15 protein-coding genes are annotated in these 19,386 nt (G+C 49.1%); 8 read left to right on the top strand and 7 right to left on the bottom strand.

All coding sequences use genetic code 11. The features are described from left to right. Positions 1 to 42 precede the first annotated feature (42 nt). Both mutL and NG795_RS09065 read right to left on the bottom strand, forming a co-directional pair. A complete protein-coding gene (gene mutL, locus NG795_RS09070) occupies positions 43 to 1,713 on the bottom strand; it encodes a DNA mismatch repair endonuclease MutL (RefSeq protein WP_367288337.1) in 1,671 nt (556 codons plus the stop codon). An 85-nt stretch (positions 1,714 to 1,798) separates the two neighbouring features. Beyond that, positions 1,799 to 1,999: a hypothetical protein gene (locus tag NG795_RS09065; RefSeq protein ID WP_367288336.1), complete on the bottom strand. Its 201-nt coding sequence runs from the start codon at positions 1,997 to 1,999 to the stop codon at positions 1,799 to 1,801. Positions 2,000 to 2,094: 95 nt separating this feature from the next. On the opposite strand from NG795_RS09065, the gene NG795_RS09060 reads away from it, so the two are divergent. From NG795_RS09060 to NG795_RS09035, 6 genes are all read left to right on the top strand, one after another. Further along, the gene (locus NG795_RS09060; protein WP_367288335.1) at positions 2,095 to 5,544 is read left to right on the top strand and encodes a S8 family serine peptidase; all 3,450 of its coding nucleotides are present in this window, start codon (positions 2,095 to 2,097) and stop codon (positions 5,542 to 5,544) included. Positions 5,545 to 5,664: 120 nt separating this feature from the next. Further along, complete coding sequence (locus NG795_RS09055; protein WP_367288334.1) at positions 5,665 to 5,793, top strand: hypothetical protein; 129 nt, start codon at positions 5,665 to 5,667, stop codon at positions 5,791 to 5,793. Between the two features lie 110 nt (positions 5,794 to 5,903). After that, positions 5,904 to 6,101 carry a hypothetical protein gene (locus NG795_RS09050; protein WP_367288333.1) on the top strand — a complete coding sequence of 66 codons (198 nt, stop codon included), beginning with the start codon at positions 5,904 to 5,906 and terminating at the stop codon, positions 6,099 to 6,101. A gap of 148 nt (positions 6,102 to 6,249) precedes the next feature. After that, positions 6,250 to 6,378, top strand: a complete 129-nt coding sequence (locus NG795_RS09045; RefSeq protein WP_367288332.1) for a hypothetical protein — start codon at positions 6,250 to 6,252, stop codon at positions 6,376 to 6,378. A gap of 32 nt (positions 6,379 to 6,410) precedes the next feature. Next, entirely contained in the window at positions 6,411 to 6,779 is a 369-nt protein-coding gene (locus tag NG795_RS09040; protein ID WP_367288331.1) for a hypothetical protein, read from the top strand. 64 nt (positions 6,780 to 6,843) lie between these two features. Continuing rightward, positions 6,844 to 7,347 carry a hypothetical protein gene (locus NG795_RS09035; protein ID WP_367288330.1) on the top strand — a complete coding sequence of 168 codons (504 nt, stop codon included), beginning with the start codon at positions 6,844 to 6,846 and terminating at the stop codon, positions 7,345 to 7,347. A 410-nt stretch (positions 7,348 to 7,757) separates the two neighbouring features. On the opposite strand, the gene NG795_RS09030 is transcribed toward NG795_RS09035, so the two are convergent. Further along, a complete protein-coding gene (locus tag NG795_RS09030) occupies positions 7,758 to 8,168 on the bottom strand; it encodes a peptide chain release factor 1 (RefSeq protein WP_367288329.1) in 411 nt (136 codons plus the stop codon). Between the two features lie 363 nt (positions 8,169 to 8,531). Here NG795_RS09030 and NG795_RS09025 point away from each other — a divergent pair, with 363 nt between their 5' ends. Next, complete coding sequence (locus tag NG795_RS09025; protein WP_367288328.1) at positions 8,532 to 14,120, top strand: trifunctional serine/threonine-protein kinase/ATP-binding protein/sensor histidine kinase; 5,589 nt, start codon at positions 8,532 to 8,534, stop codon at positions 14,118 to 14,120. A gap of 221 nt (positions 14,121 to 14,341) precedes the next feature. On the opposite strand, the gene NG795_RS09020 is transcribed toward NG795_RS09025, so the two are convergent. After that, positions 14,342 to 14,578 carry an acetyltransferase gene (locus tag NG795_RS09020; protein ID WP_367288327.1) on the bottom strand — a complete coding sequence of 79 codons (237 nt, stop codon included), beginning with the start codon at positions 14,576 to 14,578 and terminating at the stop codon, positions 14,342 to 14,344. A gap of 433 nt (positions 14,579 to 15,011) precedes the next feature. Here NG795_RS09020 and NG795_RS09015 point away from each other — a divergent pair, with 433 nt between their 5' ends. Then, complete coding sequence (locus NG795_RS09015; RefSeq protein ID WP_367288326.1) at positions 15,012 to 15,404, top strand: DUF6464 family protein; 393 nt, start codon at positions 15,012 to 15,014, stop codon at positions 15,402 to 15,404. Between the two features lie 25 nt (positions 15,405 to 15,429). Here NG795_RS09015 and fmt read toward each other — a convergent pair whose 3' ends face one another. The 3 genes from fmt to NG795_RS09000 form a co-directional block, all read right to left on the bottom strand. Continuing rightward, a complete protein-coding gene (gene fmt, locus NG795_RS09010; protein ID WP_367288325.1) occupies positions 15,430 to 16,437 on the bottom strand; it encodes a methionyl-tRNA formyltransferase in 1,008 nt (335 codons plus the stop codon). A 398-nt stretch (positions 16,438 to 16,835) separates the two neighbouring features. After that, on the bottom strand, positions 16,836 to 18,284 hold the full coding sequence (locus NG795_RS09005; protein ID WP_367288324.1) for a DUF4335 domain-containing protein: 1,449 nt from the start codon (positions 18,282 to 18,284) through the stop codon (positions 16,836 to 16,838). Further along, on the bottom strand, positions 18,281 to 18,910 hold the full coding sequence (locus tag NG795_RS09000; RefSeq protein WP_367288323.1) for a DUF3038 domain-containing protein: 630 nt from the start codon (positions 18,908 to 18,910) through the stop codon (positions 18,281 to 18,283). Before NG795_RS09000 ends, NG795_RS09005 begins: the two co-directional genes overlap by 4 nt. Between the last annotated feature and the right edge of the window lie 476 nt (positions 18,911 to 19,386).

Genomic DNA, 19,386 nt, shown 5'->3' with positions numbered 1-19,386 from the left:
ATAACGACTGAAGTCGTTACTACGAATATGGGGAATTATTTTTTAAATGCCGTGACTTTTGCCGATGACCCAGTGACGGCGGAAAAAACGGGCGAGGGATGACTCTTCTAAGGATAAATAGATGGGTCTGCCGTGGGGACAGGTGCGGGGGTTGCGGGTGCGTTGCCAGCGGTCTAAAATATCTTGCATTTGGGGTAAGGTGAGGGGGGTGCCGTTGCGGATGGCGCTGCGGCAGGCGGTGGCAACTTGGGCTTGTTGTAAGTCTCCCCCTAAGCTGAGTTCGATCAGGGCGTCGGCACAATCGTCTCGTTGTGCTAAGAGTTCGGGGAGGGTGCGAACGGCCCATAATTCGCTGCCAAAGGGTTGGACATCGAGTCCGAGGCGGTTGAGTTGTTCGAGTTGGGCGGGGGTGAGTTGATTGAGGACGATCGCCGGTTCGATGGGAACGAGTTGCCAGCGATCGCAGAGTTGTTCGTATAAAATGCGCTCATGGGCGATATGTTGTTCCACCAACCATAATCCGTTGGAATGTTCGGCGACGATATACATTTGGCTGACTTGGGCGACGGCGCGCAGGTGCAGGGGTTGCGATCGCCTGCCGGATGGGGAATTCTCCTCGGGGGTGCGATTGACATGATATGCGCCTTTTTCTTCGGACGCTTTCAGCAGTTGGGTAACGCGGTGTTGGGCGGCGTCGGGGGTGGTTTCTGGATTTAACTGCAACCCTTGGGCGATCGCCTCACTAATTCGTTCCTGCCATTGCTGGATATTCTTGAGATAAATCTCTGCTTTGGCGGGATGACGGTTCCAGTCGATTTGTTCTGGGGAAATTCGCAGATGCAGCAAGCAAACGGGGTAGCGATCGCGGGGTAAGGTTCGGGCAAATCCAGCAATCAGGGTTTGTTCCAATTCCGGCGATCGCACACAGCGTCCGTTGACTGCAACCTTGACCCAATCGGGACGTTGGCGATGGCAGCGATCGGGTAATCCCAACACCAAAAAGAGGGATTCGGCGTCACTCACCGCCAGGGTTAATGCTTCTAAATCCCCACTCTTGACCCCGCGCAGAATTTGAGGCAAAATTTGCTGGGCGCTTTGTCCCGGGGTGATTTTAAACCACGGGCGATCGTCTTGTTCCACCTGCCAGATTACATGAGGATGGCATAAGGCGATGTGCTGAATCATCTGCTGGATTGCGCGCAATTGTTGGGGAACAGCGGGCAACCCCTGACGCCTGGGTTTCCAGCGTTCAAACAAATCGCAGACGGTTACGATGGTCCCCGGGGCGACTGCAGCGGGTTGGACTTGCACTGCCTCACCTTGGGAATTGTATTTCGCACACCATCCCTCACCTTCTGCTACTCGACTTTTAATTTCTAACTGGGACAACTGCGCTAAACTATGCAGGGCCTCACCTCTAAATCCCAGACTGGTAATGTTCCACAAATCGTAAACATTGTGGATTTTGCTGGTACTATGGGCAGTGGCCGCCTGTTGCAAATTCGGCAAATCCATCCCCGATCCATTGTCTGCCACCCGCACCCGCCAGAGTTGGGGCCACACCGACACCGAGATCCGCGTTGCACCCGCATCTAGGGCATTTTCTACCAATTCCCGCAAAACTGCCGCCAGCGAGTCGATGACCTCTCCGGCAGCGATTAGATGGACGACATCTGGGGGCAAGGTTTGGATCATCCCGAACCCGGTTGGCATTTCGTTCCTAGAATTGGGTGGTAACAGAACGTCATTCACTCCCGTTATGGTCACTCCGCAAGCCGACTAATTGGTTCTTATGGTATCAGAAATCCGGGGCAATGACGCTAAATTTAACTGGGGCAAACCCTTGAACCGGAGGCGATGGATTGAAGGTAGCATTGCATCGGGTCGTTTGATGGGATCCGGTGGAACTCTCACTGGGGAGTAGGCGATCGCGCACTGATTCAGGATGCCCCCATGAGAGATACATGGACCCGAATGCCCCTACCGTGGTCACAAGCATGAACTATTGTTGCTAAATTCACCGGGTGGGTGGAACTCAGTGCTTTAATAGAAGTCATCGAGAGCGAATATAAAACACTTCTGGACCAATCGCCGATGTCTTTAGAATTATTTGATGCTAGTTATTACCTCGCTGCCAATCCGGATTTGGCCGCCGTGGGAATTGCCACGCCAGACCGACTGTACCGACATTTTCAAAGCTCCGGTTTAGAGGAAGGACGGGCTTTTTCCCCGTTTGTCAATCTAAATTATTATCGAGAACAAAATGCTGATTTAGCCTTTGGTGGATTCACCTCTAACAGCCAACTGTTAAGGCATCTTCAAGGGTGGGGGATTGCCGAGGGGCGGAGTTTCTCCCCCTTGTTCGACCTCAATTATTATGTTAAGGCCAATCCCGACCTAGCCCCGGCATTTGGGGGCAACCTGGGAGGGGCATTTCAACACTTTTTAACGAGAGGATTTGCTGAAAATCGGCGATTTTCCCAATTTATCGATTTGGACTACTACTTAGCAGTTAATCCGGATTTAGAGCAAGTGTTCGGAAGCGATCGCCGTGCCGCTTTCTACCATTTGCTGAATACGGGAATCACCGAAGGACGTCGCTATTTGCCCGGAGATCTCGGGGTCATCAATTCCTCTCACACAGTGGGGTCCGATCCCAACACTCGTCCCGTCGTTTCTTCCCTCGATACGGAAGACTATTATAAGTTTCGCCTAGATACCTTTAGTGATATCAGTGTCAAATTGGACGGCAGTAATGCGTCGGCGAACATTCAGTTAATTCGGGACCTCAATAAGAATGGCATTCCCGATGACGCTGAAGTGCAAGAGGCGATCGCTGCCGAGAAAGCTCCCGTCTCACAACTCGACCGCTTTGCCACAGCACCGGGAACCTATTTTGTCAAAGTGTCGGAAGATCAGGGAGATACCGCTTACCAGATTAACGTCTCTGCCGTTCCATCGAACCGTGTCTTGCAAGCTCATCCCGGTAATAGTTTAAATGAGGCATTATGGATTGGAGATGTAACCCGTCCTCAAGCCCGTCAAGGATTTATTGGCAATAACAATTTCCAAGATTTCTATCGCTTTAACGTCAATTTTCCGAGCGATTTACGTCTGTCCTTGGATAATTTAAGCGCTAATCTCCAAATTCAAGTGATTCAGGATCGCAATGAAAACGGCATCCTCGATAGTGGAGAAATTGTCTCGACCGAAACTAATAATACTCGCAACCTGATTGATTTAAACGGGGATGGAAAAATTGACTTCATGGAGTATCTCAATTCCTTCCGACCCGTAGAAGAACCGGAGCCTTTTCCTTCTAGCGTTTACTTATCCGGGTTGCAACCGGGAACCTACTTTGCCAGAATTCTTCAGGCCGATGATCAGACGGCTTATGATTTGATAGTCGAGTCTATTCCATCGGGAGTACCCTCATCCGGGGCCAGAAATAACGAACCCATTAGTTTCGGACAGATTGGGGTCATAAGCGCTCGCTTTGAAGTTGCAGATTTTATTGGCGAAGCCAATCCTTACGACTTTTATCAATTCGAGGTAAATCAGACTCGAAATGTTGAAATCAAACTTCAAAGTTTAGAACAGCCTGCGGATTTTTTCTTGATGCAGGATATCAACAATGATGGGGTCTTTACCTTCCAGGAATTTATTACCTATCCCGGAGAAAACCCTACTCTGACGCCGCAAATTAATCGGGTACTCGGACAAGGAACTTATTTTTTGGGGGTGGTTAAGGTGGGCGGAAATACGCCCTATCTACTCACCATCGATAACACTACTCCCACCCTGCCTTCTTCAGGTGCCGGAAATACCCTGGCAACTGCTGCCGATGTGGGAGTTTTATCCGAGGTGCAAGTCAAAAGTGATTTTTTGGAAAACAGTAATCCAGAAGACTATTATAAGTTTACTCTGGATTCTTTTAAAGATGTGGACTTGTTTCTTTATGACCTCAGTGGCAATGCTCAACTTTCTTTAATTAAAGATATCAATGGAAATGGAATTAGTGAACCGGAGGAAGTGATTGTTACCTCGGAATCTAAAGGTGCACAGCAGGAGAGAATGGAGCGAGTTTTGAGTCCGGGAACCTATTTTCTCCGAGTCAATACCATCCAAGGAGATAGTACCTATAATCTCTGGTTAGAAGCGAATGCTCCAGAATTTCCGGCGAATGGCGCGGGGAATGGGGTCGCCGATGCGTTTAACTTTGGATTGCTCGATCGCGTGCAGCGAACATCCGGAATAATTGGGCCCGAAAATCCCAATGATTTTTACCAATTCCAAATTGATCGCCCTCGAACCATTAGCCTATTTTTAGATGGGTTAAGTGCCAATGCAGATTTGTATTTAGTTCAGGACCGCAATTCAAATCAGGCGATCGAACCCGAGGAAATGGTTGCCCTTTCCACCCAAAAAGGTTCGACATTAGAACAAATTCATCTCACCCTAGATCCCGGAAATTATCAAATTATGGTCTCCCAAGTGGGCGGTCCAACGGCCTATGACTTGAGTATTTCTCCTCAGCTTTTTAATCGCTCATCGGGCTATGGAATGGTGAATGCAGCAGGGGCAGTGGCAGCGGCGATCGGGACTGAACCCTTCCTTGAAACACCGCCCCAGGTTGGGTCAAATTGGGTTCCAGATATGGTGAATGCACCCGCCGTCTGGAATCAAGGCTATACGGGTGAAGGAGTAATTGTCGCCGTCATTGATGGTTATGTAGACTATACTCACCCTCAGTTAGCTGGAAGCATTTGGACCAACTCGGATGAAATCAACGGCAATAACATTGATGATGATGGCAATGGATTTGTGGATGATATCATGGGCTGGAATTTCTTGGATGGCAATAATCAGATTAATCGCATCGATCCTTTAGAGGGTCATGCCAGCCATGTCGCCGGAATTATTGCCGGAAATAATAATGGCATTGGTAATAGCGGAATTGCTCCTAATGCCAGGATTATGCCCGTTGCTGTGATTGGTGCATTTACCGGAACAGAAGAACGGATTGCCAGCGGAATTCGCTATGCTGTGGATAATGGGGCAAGGGTGATTAACTTGAGTTTGGGCAGCGTTAGTGTGAATAATACCGTGAAAGAAGCCCTCATTTATGCCCGAGAAAGAGGCGCTGTGATTGTTTCCGCATCGGGCAATGATGGATTACATTCCCGGGGAGGAGATGAACGGTCTAGTGCAGTCAGATATCCAGCCGCTTATGCCTCAGAATTTGGCATTGCAGTCGGTGCAGTCACTCGCGATCGCCAGATTGCTGACTTTACCAACCGTGCAGGGACCGACATCCTGAATTATGTTGTTGCACCGGGAGAAGATATCTATTCCTCGGTGCCCATTAATACCTACGATTTCTGGAAGGGCACTTCAATGGCGGCTCCCGTTGTCAGCGGTGTAGCTGCACTGATGCTCAGTGCTAATCCCAATTTGACTCCCCAACAAGTGGAGCAAATCATTACCGGAACAGCCAATCCGAATGGCATTATTGAGGATGGTGCATACGATATGTTGGGTTAATTTAAAATTAGCCTGATTGGGACATGGCTATGCCATGTCCCAATTGAGTTGGGAAACTCCCCATCATCAACTCGAATATTCAATTCCTCTAAAAGCTAGGAATAGTCCCAACGTGGAGAAGTGATTGGTCCTGTCCGCAACCAGACCCTCGTGACGACAGAGAATCATCCCGTCGGCTATTTTGTCAATGTCACCAATCCGGAGGGTCGCCGGAGCCAAATCGTGACTCAATTTTTAATCGGCAATTAGCCAGTCCCCTGAGTCTTTTAGACAACAAACGTAAAAACCGTGCAACCCTGTATTTATCCTGACGAAATTCCGCTAAAATTCAGTTAAAAACCTCCGTGGAGACTGATACAATGGGACGAAAAGCTAAATTAAAAAAACTTAGACGGGAAGCGCCACCCCCAGGCGCAGCACCCCCGGTGCAACCCGAGGAACCGACTAATTTTGTGCGAGAAATGGACCATCAGGGTTATCACCTCAAACAAACTATCCCCGCGCCGGATATCCCGGAATCCCAGCTAGAACCAAAAGCACAAAACCCCAGACTGTAGCATTGCCTCTGGATTCAGGGTGGGGTTACTGGGTGGGTGAAAGTTCAGGACTGACTCAGCGATCGCCAGAAAGGGGGTTTCTGACTCGGTTTTGTGGCGCTTGAATCCCGAGCTTGCCGTGGGACACCCGGTGAAAAGTGGAGTTCCTGTGGATCAAAACAGTTGGCTCTCGGTCCTCTTAAACTCTACAATCAAGAAGGGAATCGCGATCGCAGCTAAGGGGACAGTTGCTGACTGTTGCTTTCCGGTAGGCGATCGCGACCCGACCCCACTCTAGGGTTGTTCTGCCGCACGATTTAAGGTTTGATTATGTTGGAAATGCTGCTATTAGATATCTTCGTTAGTCTTGGCGTTCTCTGGTTCATTGCGGATCCGAACAAGCCCAAACCTGTGATGCGTCGTCCGAAAAAAGTTCGCTCTGTTCAACGGACCCCAGCGGTTTCTCCTGGGACTGCCTATGCTGAACCCAAAGAAATGACCGCAGAACTGATGCCGAAAGTCTCCGAGTGGCGATCGCCCGAAGCATCACTCACTCCCCTTCCAGAATCCACGGGTTCCGAGTCGCTAACCCCCAGCGCACCTCGTTTGGAAAAGAAATCCGTGCGAAATCAGAGCAAACAGGTGATCACTCAGCCGATGTCCGGTGAAGCTCAATGGGGTTCAGTCTCCACTAAGTAACTCCTGGGACTTGGCCCTATCCACCCCGGGCGATCGCCCCGTCCCCAAATTCAACCTTAAATCCATGAGTGAATCCTTTCTGGTTAATCTTAAAGAAGCCTTCCTGAATGCACCGGGGTTTTGGGAAGGCAGTCTTTCCGAAAAATCAGGTAACTGGTGCAAGCGAATTGAGGGAGTCGATACCACAGTGACCGATGGGTATTCGATTCTGGGTGATTTTGTCAGCAACCTCAGCGTCCAAACCTTTCAACAACCGGGACTCTATCTCCATTGCGAGAAAAAAGGCAGCAAAAAAGCGACTCAGAAGCGGTTGTACAGTTTATTTATACTCGAACCTAATGGCACGGTGCAAATTATCAAAGAATACCGGAGTTCTAGTAAAGATTGGGCGGTGGAATTATGGCCGGATATTGAAGCCTTTCTAGCGTTCCAAACCGATGGGGTAGAACAACGACGGCAGCAACTGCTTTCGGAAATCGAATCCTTGGAGTTTCAACTCTCTCAGCGTCGCGCTCAATTAGCTGCCTTGGAGTTTTCTGACCTGTTTTCTTCCTCAGAACCCCTCTAGTGGGTCTTTTTAACCAGAAAAGAGGCCATGCATTCACTGCCTGGGCATACTCTACCCCCGGACTCAATCCATCGCCAACTCGTTCAATAAGGGCTCATTAATCGGTGATTTTAACCGGATTTGGGTTGAATGCTCCCGAGCCAGTTAACGAGATTGCGACCTTTTCGGCAAGTTTATAAATTTTTGTTAAAGAACTGTGGGGTTACACCCCTCATGGGTTAATATAAGGTGCATTAGTAGATGCACCCTGATGGCTTCCCGTTCAATTTGAGCGGGATTTTTTTTTGCCTAGGCAAAAATAAAGGCGCAAGGATTGACAATTGAGCAGGGACAATCCATCTACAATCCTCAAGGCTCAATTCTCAATCCTGGGGTGGTGATCACGCTCAACCGAGTGCCTCCCAGGTGAGTTAACGGATGTAAGGTCGGCCCTTCCAGAAAATGCCCACCACTAGGGCGATAAAAGACAGTTGGGAAAGCTCAACGAGTAACCCAGGGATGGGGAGGAGGGACTTAATGAAGAGACCGAGGAGTAAGCAAAAGGCTAAGGCCCACAGACTCCCGGTGTTGAGCATAGACCGATTCCAGAGTTCGCATCCATAGACGGCGATCGCCCCCATTCCCATCCCCAATGCAAATAAAACCAAGGTTCCCAGGGGAGGTGCATAGATTAAAGTCAAGGCATTCCGAAGGGCGGTGGATTGGGTGGCACCATAAGCTAACCAGACCTCCACTGCAGCCACAAGTTGAGTAGTGAGGCCCGCAACCGGGAGCAGGGAAGTCCAGGGTAAATATTTTAAGCGTTCTAAGGGATTACTCATGGAGAAAAAGGCCACTAAATTATCTCTTAATTTTAAAAGAAATAGAGGCCAATCCAAGAGTGACTTGGGCTGATCTAGTGAGAGAATAAGCATAAATCAGGAAAGGACCGGGTGGGGGAACAGATTGCCTTATCGGTTGCCATAGGTAAAGTGGAGATTTCCTGATCTTTTTTACAGACAAGTACAAAGGCTTAAGTTAAACTGAGAACACCAAGGCAAGCAGGGTTCGTAACTAACCGTGCGGACTGGGCGATCGCCACCCTAAAACCCGTTTGAACCCACCCCGAGAAGACTTGTTTGAACCGTTCGGGGGGTATTTAAAATTTTCCCTATTCTGACTGGACCAATCCACCCACGGGACCTATGATAGAAAGCCAAATACCAACCCAAGCCCTCAACGGTTTTAGAATCATTGACCAACTGAGCGAAAACCCTCGGTCCATCGTCTATCGCACCATCCGATCGCGGGATCACTTACCGGCGATCGTCAAAATATTACAGTCAGAGGGTGCCAGTGCAGGAGATTTCAGCCGATACAAGCAAGAGTATGAAATTTATCGGCTCAATTTAGATGGCGTAGTCCAGACCTATGGCCTGCAAAAGTATAACCAAGCGATCGCCTTAATCTTAGAAGACTTTGGCGGACAATCCTTAAAACAATTCACCAAAAATCGCCCCTTGACTCAGGCGGAATTTTTAACCCTCGCCATTCAAATTGCCGAAGCCCTGGGTTCCATACATAGTGCCAACATCATCCACAAAGATCTCAACCCCGAGCATATCCTCTTCAACCCCGAAACCGAGGAAGTCAAACTGATTGGATTTAGCATTGCCACCATTGTTTCCCAAGAAAATCCCTCCTTAAAAAATCCCAACCTCTTAGAAGGGACTCTCGCCTATATGTCCCCAGAACAAACCGGCAGGATGAATCGCACCCTGGATTATCGGACCGACTTTTATTCCCTCGGGGTCACCCTCTACGAACTCCTACTCAACCAACTCCCCTTTACCAGTCCGGACCCGATGGAACTGGTCCATTCCCATCTAGCAAAACAGCCGATTCCCCCCCATCAAATCGACCCTTCCATTCCCCAAGTCATTTCCGACCTCGTGATGAAATTGCTCTCCAAAACAGCAGAAGACCGCTATCAAAGTGCCTGGGGACTACAAGCCGATTTAGTCATCTGCTTGATGCAATTAGACGCAACTGGAGAAATCGAAAATTTTATCTTAGGGGAAAATGATATTTGCCGAAAACTTAATATTTCTTCTAAATTTTATGGACGTCAAGCCCAAATTAAAACCTTATGGTCTGCCTTTGAACGCACCCTGAATGTCCAACGAGAAGTGATGCTAGTCATGGGGGAAAGCGGCATCGGAAAAACTGCACTGGTGCAGCAACTCGAATCCCCAATTGCCAAAAGAAATGGCTACTTTATTTCGGGAAAATTTGACAAAAATCAGCAGGATATTCCCTATTTGGGATGGATTAAAGCGTTTGAGGAATTAGTAGCTCACCTGCTCATGGAACCGGACGATCGCCTCGATCACTGGCAAGAGCAACTGAGGATAGCCCTCGGAAACAATGGACAGGTCATTGTTGATGTGATTCCCGAAATGGAACTGATTTTAGGCAAGCAACCGCCCATCAACAGTTTACCCCCAGCAGAAGCCGAAAATCGCTTTCATCTGACCTTTCAAAATTTCATCAAAGTTTTCGCCCATCCGAACCATCCCCTGACCCTATTTTTAGATGATATTCAGTGGGCCGATGCCGGGTCTTTGCGGCTGATTGAACGCCTGATGACGGTGGCCGATCCGGGAGTTTTTTTCATTTTATCCTATCGCGAGATAGAATCTCCAGTTCTCTCCAGGGATGCCGCTTCCTCGGTCCTAGAACTGCTGGCCCAAATCGAAAAAACCGGGGGAATTGTCAACCGCATTGAATTAGAGCCGTTAAAATTAGCCAGTATCAATCAGCTATTGGCCGATAGCTTTCAATGTTCCTTACGACAAGCCGGACCTTTGGCGGGCTTAGTAGTCGATAAAACTGGAGGAAATCCCTTTTTTATTCAAGAGTTTTTGACCGGGCTTTATGATGATGGATTAATTGAATTTGACAGTAAAAGTTTGGCATGGCACTGGTCAATTGAGAAAATTAAACGCCGCGCCATTACGGATAATGTCGTGCAACTGCTGGGGGGAAAAATTCGGAAACTGGGGGAACCAGAGCAATCCGTGCTCAAGCTGGCAGCTTGTATTGGGAAACGCTTCGATCTGCAAACTTTGGCGGCTATTTCCCAGCAGTCCGTGAAAGAAACGGCAGCGAATCTGCGAGCAGGGGTCACCCAAGGGTTTGTGTTACCGGCAACGGAGAGTGCGGATTGGTCCGTGGCGATCGCCGAATGGAAAGCAGGTAGTCCTGAAGACGCCAATCTCGATTGCCTGATCGCGCACTATAAATTTGTCCACGATCGCATTCATGCGGCTGCCTACTCGTTGATTTCGGATTCTGCCAAGTCTGCGGTGCATTTGAGCATCGGACAATACTGGCTGAACCAAACTAAGCGCGATCGCCGGGATGAGTTCCTCTTTGATATCGTCAATCAACTCAATAAAGGCATCTCATCAAGTGATTGTCCAAGAGAGCGAGAAAAAATTGCTCAATTAAACCTCAATGCCGGACAAAAAGCCAAGCGATCAGCAGCCTACGAAATAGCCTTCAACTATCTGAATCAAGGCATTCAAATCTTAGGCAATGAGCGTTGGCAAACGCACTACAACTTAACCTTAACCCTTTATCAAGAAGCCACAGAAGCCGCTTATTTATTTGGAAATTTCCAGCAAATGACCGCCTTAGCTAATCCGGTCATTGAATCCAGTAAAACCTTAGTGGATATCGTCAAAATTTATGAGTTCAAAATTCAAGCTTGTATGGCCCAGGCCCAACAACTTGAAGCCGTACAAATTGGCGTCAACATTGCCAAACAACTAGGGATTCATTTAAGCGAGCATCCCACCCGGGCCAATATCCAACGAGAACTGGAAAAAACCCAAGCTGCAATGGTGGACAAAGACCCGACAGACTTAGTAACATGGCCTGTCATGAGGGAACCTGAGAAACTCGCCGCCATGAGGATTCTCTCTAGCTTAGTATCCGCCGCCTATCAAGCCGCCCCTTCCTTACTGCCTCTGATTGTATTTGAGCAGGTGAACTTATCCATTCAATTTGGAAATTCACCGTGGTCGGCCTTTGCTTATGCGAGCTATGGCGTGATTTTATCCGGCATATTTTGGGAAATTGAACTCGGATATAAATTTGGACAATTAGCATTAAATCTGTTATCTCAGTTTGATGCCGGTCAAGCCAATGCCAAAATTTTAACGATGGTAGAAGGGCTAATCAACCCTTGGAGTGTGCATCTCAAGGAAACCTTGATTCCGTTAAAGGAAGCCGAACGGAGCGGAATTGAAAATGGAGATTTAGAATGGGCCTCTTATGCAGCCAAAAACCGCTGTCAAAACTTATACTTTATCGGAACAGAACTCAATGGGGTAGAACGGGAAATGGCCTCCTTGAGCCATTCCCTCACCCAATGGCAACAGATGAACGTGGTGCAATGGAATGAAATATATCGGCAAGCGGTGCTGAATTTGTTGGGACGCAGTGAAAATCCCTGTGAGTTAGTGGGAGAAGCCTATAATCGCCAGGAAGGGCTTGCTGGGATGATCACAGCCAATGACCGCAACGGGTTACACGATTACTTTGTGAATCAATTAATGCTGTGTTATTGGTTTGAAAATTACAGTGAAGCCCGGGTTAATGCTCAAGAAGCTCAGAAGTATTTAGATGGAGCGATCGCCTTGCCGGTGGTGGCGATGTTTTATTGGTATGATTCCCTCACCGACATGGCCCTGTGCGATCGCACCGATGAGCAAGAGCGCAAAATTCTCCTCAAAAAAGTCGCGAAGAATCAAAAGATCCTGAAAAAATGGGCCGCTCATGCCCCGATGAATTATTCCCATAAATTTTATCTGGTTCAGGCTGAAAGGGACCGGGTTCTGGGACATAAATTTCAGGCGATGGAGGGGTACGATCGCGCCATTCAACTCGCCACAGAACAGGAGTATGTGCAAGAATCGGCCCTTGCAAACGAACTGGCTGCTAAATTTTATTTAGGATTAGGAAAACTCACCCAGGCTAAAGCCTATATGCAGGAAGCGCGGGAGGGGTATAAAAAATGGGGAGCAACTGCAAAAGTGCAGCAGTTGGAGTCTACCTATTCCTCCTTGTTGCCGAACGCCCCAGAGCAATTTCATCCCACCAACGGACATAAACCAACCTCGCGGCGAGTTTCAGTCTCTCGGGAGAGTAGCGATCACCTCGATTTGACCACCGTCCTGAAAGCCTCACAAGCGATCGCCAGTGAAATCGTCCTGGATAAATTGCTGGCGATCCTGATGAAAACGGCGATCGAAAATGCCGGAGCCGAAAAAGCCTTTTTAATTTTAAAAGTTGAAGGCAAACTCTTGATATCCGCCTCCGCTTCTACCGCTGCGGATGCAGTCACCGTCGAGCAATCCATTGATATCGAAACTTGCTCCGATTTACCCGTGGCGATCGTCAAATATGTCGATCGAACCGGCTCCAATTTAGTCTTAAGTGAAGCCGCTTGTGAAGGGGCATTTACCAAAGATCCTTATGTGGTGGCTCATCAGTTAAAATCCTTGTTATGTACCCCGATTGTGAATGGGGGAAAAACTTTAGGCATCCTCTATTTAGAAAATAATTTAACCCGGGCAGCCTTTACTCGGGACCGCCTGGAGATTTTGAAAATTCTCTCCTCCCAAGCGGCGATCGCCTTAGAAAATGCCCTGCTTTATGCCAACCTGGAAGCCAAAGTCCAAGAGCGCACTCAGGCTTTAAATCAGGCCAATGATGCCTTAAATGAAAAAAATCTCCGCTTATCCCAAACCCTAGAAACCCTCAAACAGACCCAAACCCAATTGATTCAAACTGAAAAAATGTCCAGTCTCGGCCAAATGGTGGCGGGAATTGCTCATGAAATTAATAACCCAGTGAGTTTTATCTATGGCAATCTCAATCATGCCGAAGAGTATCTGGGTGATTTGTTTAACTTAGTCTTTCTTTATCAGCAGCATTATCCCGATTCAAACCCGGAAATTCAAGCCGCCATCAAGGACATGGATCTGGAGTTTTTATTGGAAGATTTACCGAGATTGCTCTCTTCCATGAAAACCGGGGCCGATCGCATTCGCCAGATAGTTCTAGGATTGCGAAATTTCTCTCGTCTGGATGAATCAGCGATGAAAGAGGTGGATCTTCATGAGGGGATTGATTCGACGCTGTTAATTTTGCAGTCTCGTCTTACCCGTAAAAATGGGCATCCGGGAATTGAGGTGATCAAGGAGTATGGAAACCTGCCGAAAATTACCTGTTATGCGTCTCAAGTGAATCAGGTGGTGATGAATATTTTAAATAATGCGATCGATGCAATGGATGGGTGTGAGGGATTCTCTGAGGAAAGCCCCGAGGAAGGTGAGGTGTATTCTAGCTCCTCGGTAACTTCTGCGGATGTCATCCCATCGGATTTACACCGGGGGAAAACCCGCTTACCGAGAATTATCCTTCGCACCGAAGTGAGCGATCGCGATTGGATTGAGGTTCGGATTGCGGATAATGGTCCGGGGATCATTGAACAGGTGCGGTTAAAAATTTTCGACCCCTTTTTTACAACGAAACCCGTCGGCAAAGGGACGGGTTTAGGATTATCAATTGCTTATTCCATTGTGGTGGAAAAACATGGGGGGAAACTGCGCTGTATTTCTACTCCTGGAGAGGGGACAGAGTTTATCATCAGGTTACCGATCACGCCGCGATCGCCGGGTGAAATCGAGGGCAAAAAACCGAGCGATCGTGTTCGCGAATGAGTAGCGCCGTTCCTGCGAGGGGATACGCAAATACCCCCTCGCAGTTGCAACAACCGGCGGGGGATTAATCCCCCGCCGGTTGTTGCCACCCGCCGGGTGTTGCCACTGGTGCAAGATGTCAGTTAAAAACCGACTGCAAGTCTTATGCTGTGGTATTTTCAGTCGGTTTCAACCGACTTGAGCTGTTAGGCGGGGGATTAATCCCCCGCCGGTTGTCGGCTTTATCCGGCTGACGATGACACGGGTGGCGCAGAAGCGCGATAGTTCGCATCGACCCAGCAGATGGGTAGGGTTTCCCCGGAGGGGAATTTCAAATCTTCTTTTGGAAAAGCCTCCACCTCTTGCATTTCTTCTCCTGCATGAGAGCGTCCCTCAACTTCACTGCAACTAGGGTCAGACAAATCCTCTGTTTTGACAATTTCAATCAAGTTGCCCGTGGATTTTTGTTCTAAAAACATATCAATTTCTCCGGTTTAGGTCTGGCGAATTCTGATTTTTTATGCTTTGATGTCAATTGTTTGTGCAAGGCGTTGGGATTGGGCGGCTTTGTTTTTGGCTGCCGATTGGATGTTATAGATTGAGAACTAAAAAAAATTGACAACTTTTCTTTTTTAAATTATATCGAATTTGAGGGGGGTTAAACAGGTTCGAGAAAATCCAGAAAAAGGGGCAATTGAGAAAAACCCCTAGGCGGTTCGGGGTGAAAGTGCGCCGGATCAAGCCCACCTGAGAGGGGTTAACCTGAAAAGAGGGGGTTCCCAACCGGGGGGATAACCGGCGATCGCCCGGTGAGTCTCCAAGAGAGTCAAAGCTGAAGGAATCTGGAGGAGTCTCGGCATCCAGAGGCGGTGTAAGGTAACGTAAAAAAGTAAAGAACATCACAGAGGAATCATGGAACCAGATTCTTTACCCACCGAGGTGATCTTAACCAAACCCTCGCAGTCCTTGGGGAAAGTGCATTTAGATTGGAATCCGCAACCAGGTCACTATCTGGATCTCGAAGGAAAAACTTACGCCGTTCTGGAACGCCGCCATCGGTATCAACTGAAATCCGGTCGTTATCGGTTGCAAAATATTGCCCTGTACGTTCAGTCAGCCCAGCGACCGATTGAAAAAAGTCTTGTAGAGGGGCGCTGGGTGATTGGAGAGGCCAGTTGCCGCTTCAACGCTAAATCCGAACTGATTCGCTGTGCCGTCAATCCAGAAGGACCCTGTGCAGGATGTCGCTTTTTTGAACCCCTATCGGAATGCGAATCTCCCGAGACGCGATCGCTGCCAACCTAGGTCTCGATCGCGTCTCTATCGGCACTTAAACATTCCCATTGCCCAACATTTCGCCCTTGAGTAGATGCATCCCATTTGCAAAATCCCAACCTGATTGAGCGCGTTTACCCGAAACCTGGACTTGTTGTAAGAGTAAAAAACCGTCGCCGGTTTGAACAATCGGCCCGATATGTTTGGCAATACTGACAATTTCACCGGGTTTGCCCTCTCCAGGAATTAGGGCCGGCCAATTATGTTCGAGAACGGTAAACGATGGGGGAAGATGTTCCCAGTAGCGATCGCCCACAGGTGCAGTGGCGATAATTTTGAGGTCTTGGCCGCGAAACTGAGCCATGCAGTTCGGAAAAAAGCCGCGAATTTGGTTATGGAGGGCGATCGCACTGCGGGACCAATCCAGCACATAATCCTCTTTCTGAATTAACGGCGCATAAGTCGAGTCCGCATCATTTTGGGGGACAGGTTGAATTTGCTGACGACCTAACTTCACCACCGTTTTCAGCAACAACTCAGCCCCTACCGTAGAAAGCGTATGAGCCAAGTGTTCGGCATTATCTAACAGTTCAATTGGCACAGAAGCCTTAAGCAACATCGGTCCGGTGTCCAAACCCGCCTCCATTTGCATGGTCGTGACTCCAGTTTCCGCGTCCCCATTGTACAGAGACCATTGAATGGGAGCCGCCCCTCGGTATTGAGGTAAGAGAGAGGCATGGACATTCACACAGCCCAGGGTGGGCATATCCAGAATTTCTTGAGATAAAATCTGTCCATAAGCCACCACAACGAATAAATCCGCCTGAGACTGTCTTAGAAACGCCAGAGTATCAGCGTCTTTTTTGACTCGTTGGGGCTGCCAGACGGGGAGATTATGAGCTAAGGCTAAACTTTTGACCGGGGAAGGGTCCAAGTGGCTGCCGCGACTGCGACGTCTATCTGGCTGAGTGACCACAGCTAATACGTCAACCTCGGGAGTGGCTAACAGAATTTGCAATGTGGGAACAGCAAAATGGGGAGTACCGAAGAATACGACTTTCATGTTGCGTCAGCGCTCAGTGATAGGTGGTTAAGGGGGGACTCCTCAGAATTGAAGGCTCCGAAGTTGATAGCAACTGACTATTGCCAGTTAACAGATTACATTTAGCAGCGATCGCCCTCCCTTGGCAATTGGGAGTTGCCCCTTACCGGAGTCAGGACTGACCCCACTCACCTGCAACCCTGGAGGGTCTCCAAGTCCTATCCCTGTCGGCTTCTGGGGGCGATAGGACTGACTCCGTGGCTGGATTACTCAAGGCAACCTTGGGGTAAATTTCCCGATTCTAGGGAAGGCTCGAACCCGTTCAGGTAAGGGTGTTAGGACCGGACTGAAGCGCCCTATCAGTGAGCGAGAATCCAGGAAGGGCAAGGCGGTGGGGCGGGAGTTGCCCCGGACCCAGCCTAGCGAAAACCCTTCCAGGGGCTAACCTGCAAAATGCCACGGGAGGTAAAAACCACTCGGAATTCAGCCAATGAGGAATCGGTCCCGGTGGTATTGCGGACATAATCGGCTGAGGGCTGATGTAACTCCGTCAGGGGGGTTTGATTCAGAGCCGTCTTTGCCAGGGAATCCGTGGCTTCGTAGTCCACGATCGCCCCGGATGCATTCACCCAAATCCGATAGATCAGGTCCCGTTCAAAGTCGGGATTTTGGGTCCAGGCTCGGTCGATCGTCTCGTAAACCTGCTGTTGTAAGGATTCCAGAACAAGGGGATCTTGAATATCCGCCACTGGAGTGACTTCCGGAACCTCAGAGCGATCGCCCACTTGCGAGCGCTCGTCACCTTCAGAGCGATCGCTTTCCCAAGGACTCACCTGGAGTGTATTTGGGGGTTCAAACACCACTCTAAAGACAGCCAGTTCTTCTGTGGGTGCCGTCCCCCCATCAACGGGGATGTACACCAAGTCTAACAAGGGGGTTTCATCTTCATAATCCTGTGCCGCTTGGTTTTCAGGTTTATATCCCAGAATCGCCCCGTCACTTCCAGCCGCGACTTGATAGACTAACGGCTCAGTAAAGGTGGGATTGGTGCTCCAGGCGCGATCAATCTGGTTATAAACCTCCCGTTCCAGACGCTGCAATTCACTGACATCGGTAATCTGTTGAGTGGGTCCCGGGGTTGTGTCGAATGAGGAGGGGTCTGGGGGGGAACCCGATGGAGAACTACCGGGACCATTACCACTGGCGATCCCTGCGGTTCCCTGGCGCGACTCCTCGGAACTCTCTTCTGGGACGGGTTCGAGGGGACGTTGATATTCCGGAATCGGCATCAAGAAAAAGGCCAGGGCCGCGATCGCTAAACTCGACAGTCCTACCGTTGCCGGTAACGCTCGTTTGGTGACAGGTTCATGAACCTTAGCTTCTTGTCTGCTCAAAGAGCGTAAATTGCCGTGGATCTGGGGGAGAGTCTGGCTATCAGCGCAAAATTGATCCACCGCCTCCACCAAGTCAAACAATTGCACCGCGCTCAAATCAATCTCAATTGGAGCACTGTTATAAGACTCCTGGGGTTGGACAATCAAGCGGTGCAAATTGGGATTAATTTTTTGCAACTGTACCGGCGTTGACACCCCATCTCGGGGTTCCACCGGGAGGGTATAGAAGGAGAACCGTTTGACCCCACTCAAAAATTCTTGGCCATAGTGACTGACGGTATTCACTAAACTTTGAAAGAACTCTTGCCCCCCAGCAATGGGCTCCTTACGGGGGGGTAAATAGCACTCAGCACTGACCAAAATCGACATCAGAGGTCTGGCTCCATCCTGGCGATCGCCCGAGGGATGCTCGTCGGTTAACCCCTCTAACACCAGCTTGCAAGTCGGTAAACTATATTGACGTTGAATACTCATTCAACCTCCCCATCAAACAAACTGAACCACAACCGTTGCATCCCTGCTGTCCCAGTACAAAACAGTAATTCCCCCAGCAGTTCCATTGCCAGGTCATTTAACTTGTCATTGGTATTATAAATCGCCACCCCCGCACGGCGCGGATTCATCCGACTCCGGAAATGCGCCCGGAAACGCTCTAGGTAATGAGATAATCGCAAATGATGCTCCAGAGGAATTTGTTTCTGTTGCAATTGCTGATAGTCCGTGAGCAACTGCCGAATCGTGACGGTCATTCTTCTAGCTAATTTACAGGCGATCGCCACCAACGCCTTGGCTTCCGCTAAACTCAGGGGGCGACGTTGACTATAGCGCCGCAGGGGATTGGTGCTTCGCAGCATCCAGAGGAAGACGCGATTTTTAATGATATCTTGCAGTTGTTCTTCTTTGGCGACGGCTAAAATCGATTGAGATGCATTCAGATCCAAGGCTTCGATCGCCAACAGCAGCAAGTCAATTTGCAACCGCGCACGTCTGGGGCATCCCCGCCCGGAAAACCCCGGTGGTTCGGGCAGATGCTCTAAAATTATGGGAGTGGTCGTTTCGGGTGGATGGGTTGTTTGCATTACGCTTACCGGAGCATTCATTGTAATTCGCCTTGATCGATGACTGACTTGAGTGCAATTGACCGCAAGGTTTCTTTCTCTAACTTTGATTTTAGTATTGACCTAAAGAGTTGAGCTTTGATCTAGCGATCCAAACGATCCTGTTGCCTCACCTTTCTAGGAGGAGCAACCGCCACCAGGGAACGCCCAAATGTTTTATTCTACCAATCCCGTGCCTTACCCAAAAAAAGATCCCCAGTTTTACCGGATTTAGGGAGGGATGTCGCTTGAATAGGGCGACGCAGATGAGGAAGGAACCCCCGGGCTGACTCTTCCTCGCTAATGGTAGGATTTAAAGCGCGATCGCACCCTTGCCGGTTTTATTAAGCGCGATCGCCTCTCTCGGGCATCGCTACCTTAGAGGGCAGACCCCAGGTTTCGGTGCAAATTCTTTGCCGATTCGGAACTAATCGAGTCCAGACCCCCGGTTTCTTGTCCCTGGATTGAAGACTGAACCC

Origin of the sequence: Laspinema palackyanum D2c, assembly GCF_025370875.1 — a bacterium.
GTDB lineage: Bacteria > Cyanobacteriota > Cyanobacteriia > Cyanobacteriales > Laspinemataceae > Laspinema > Laspinema palackyanum.
Note: the sequence above shows the minus strand (reverse complement) of the source record. Positions and strands in the feature narration are given on the sequence as shown.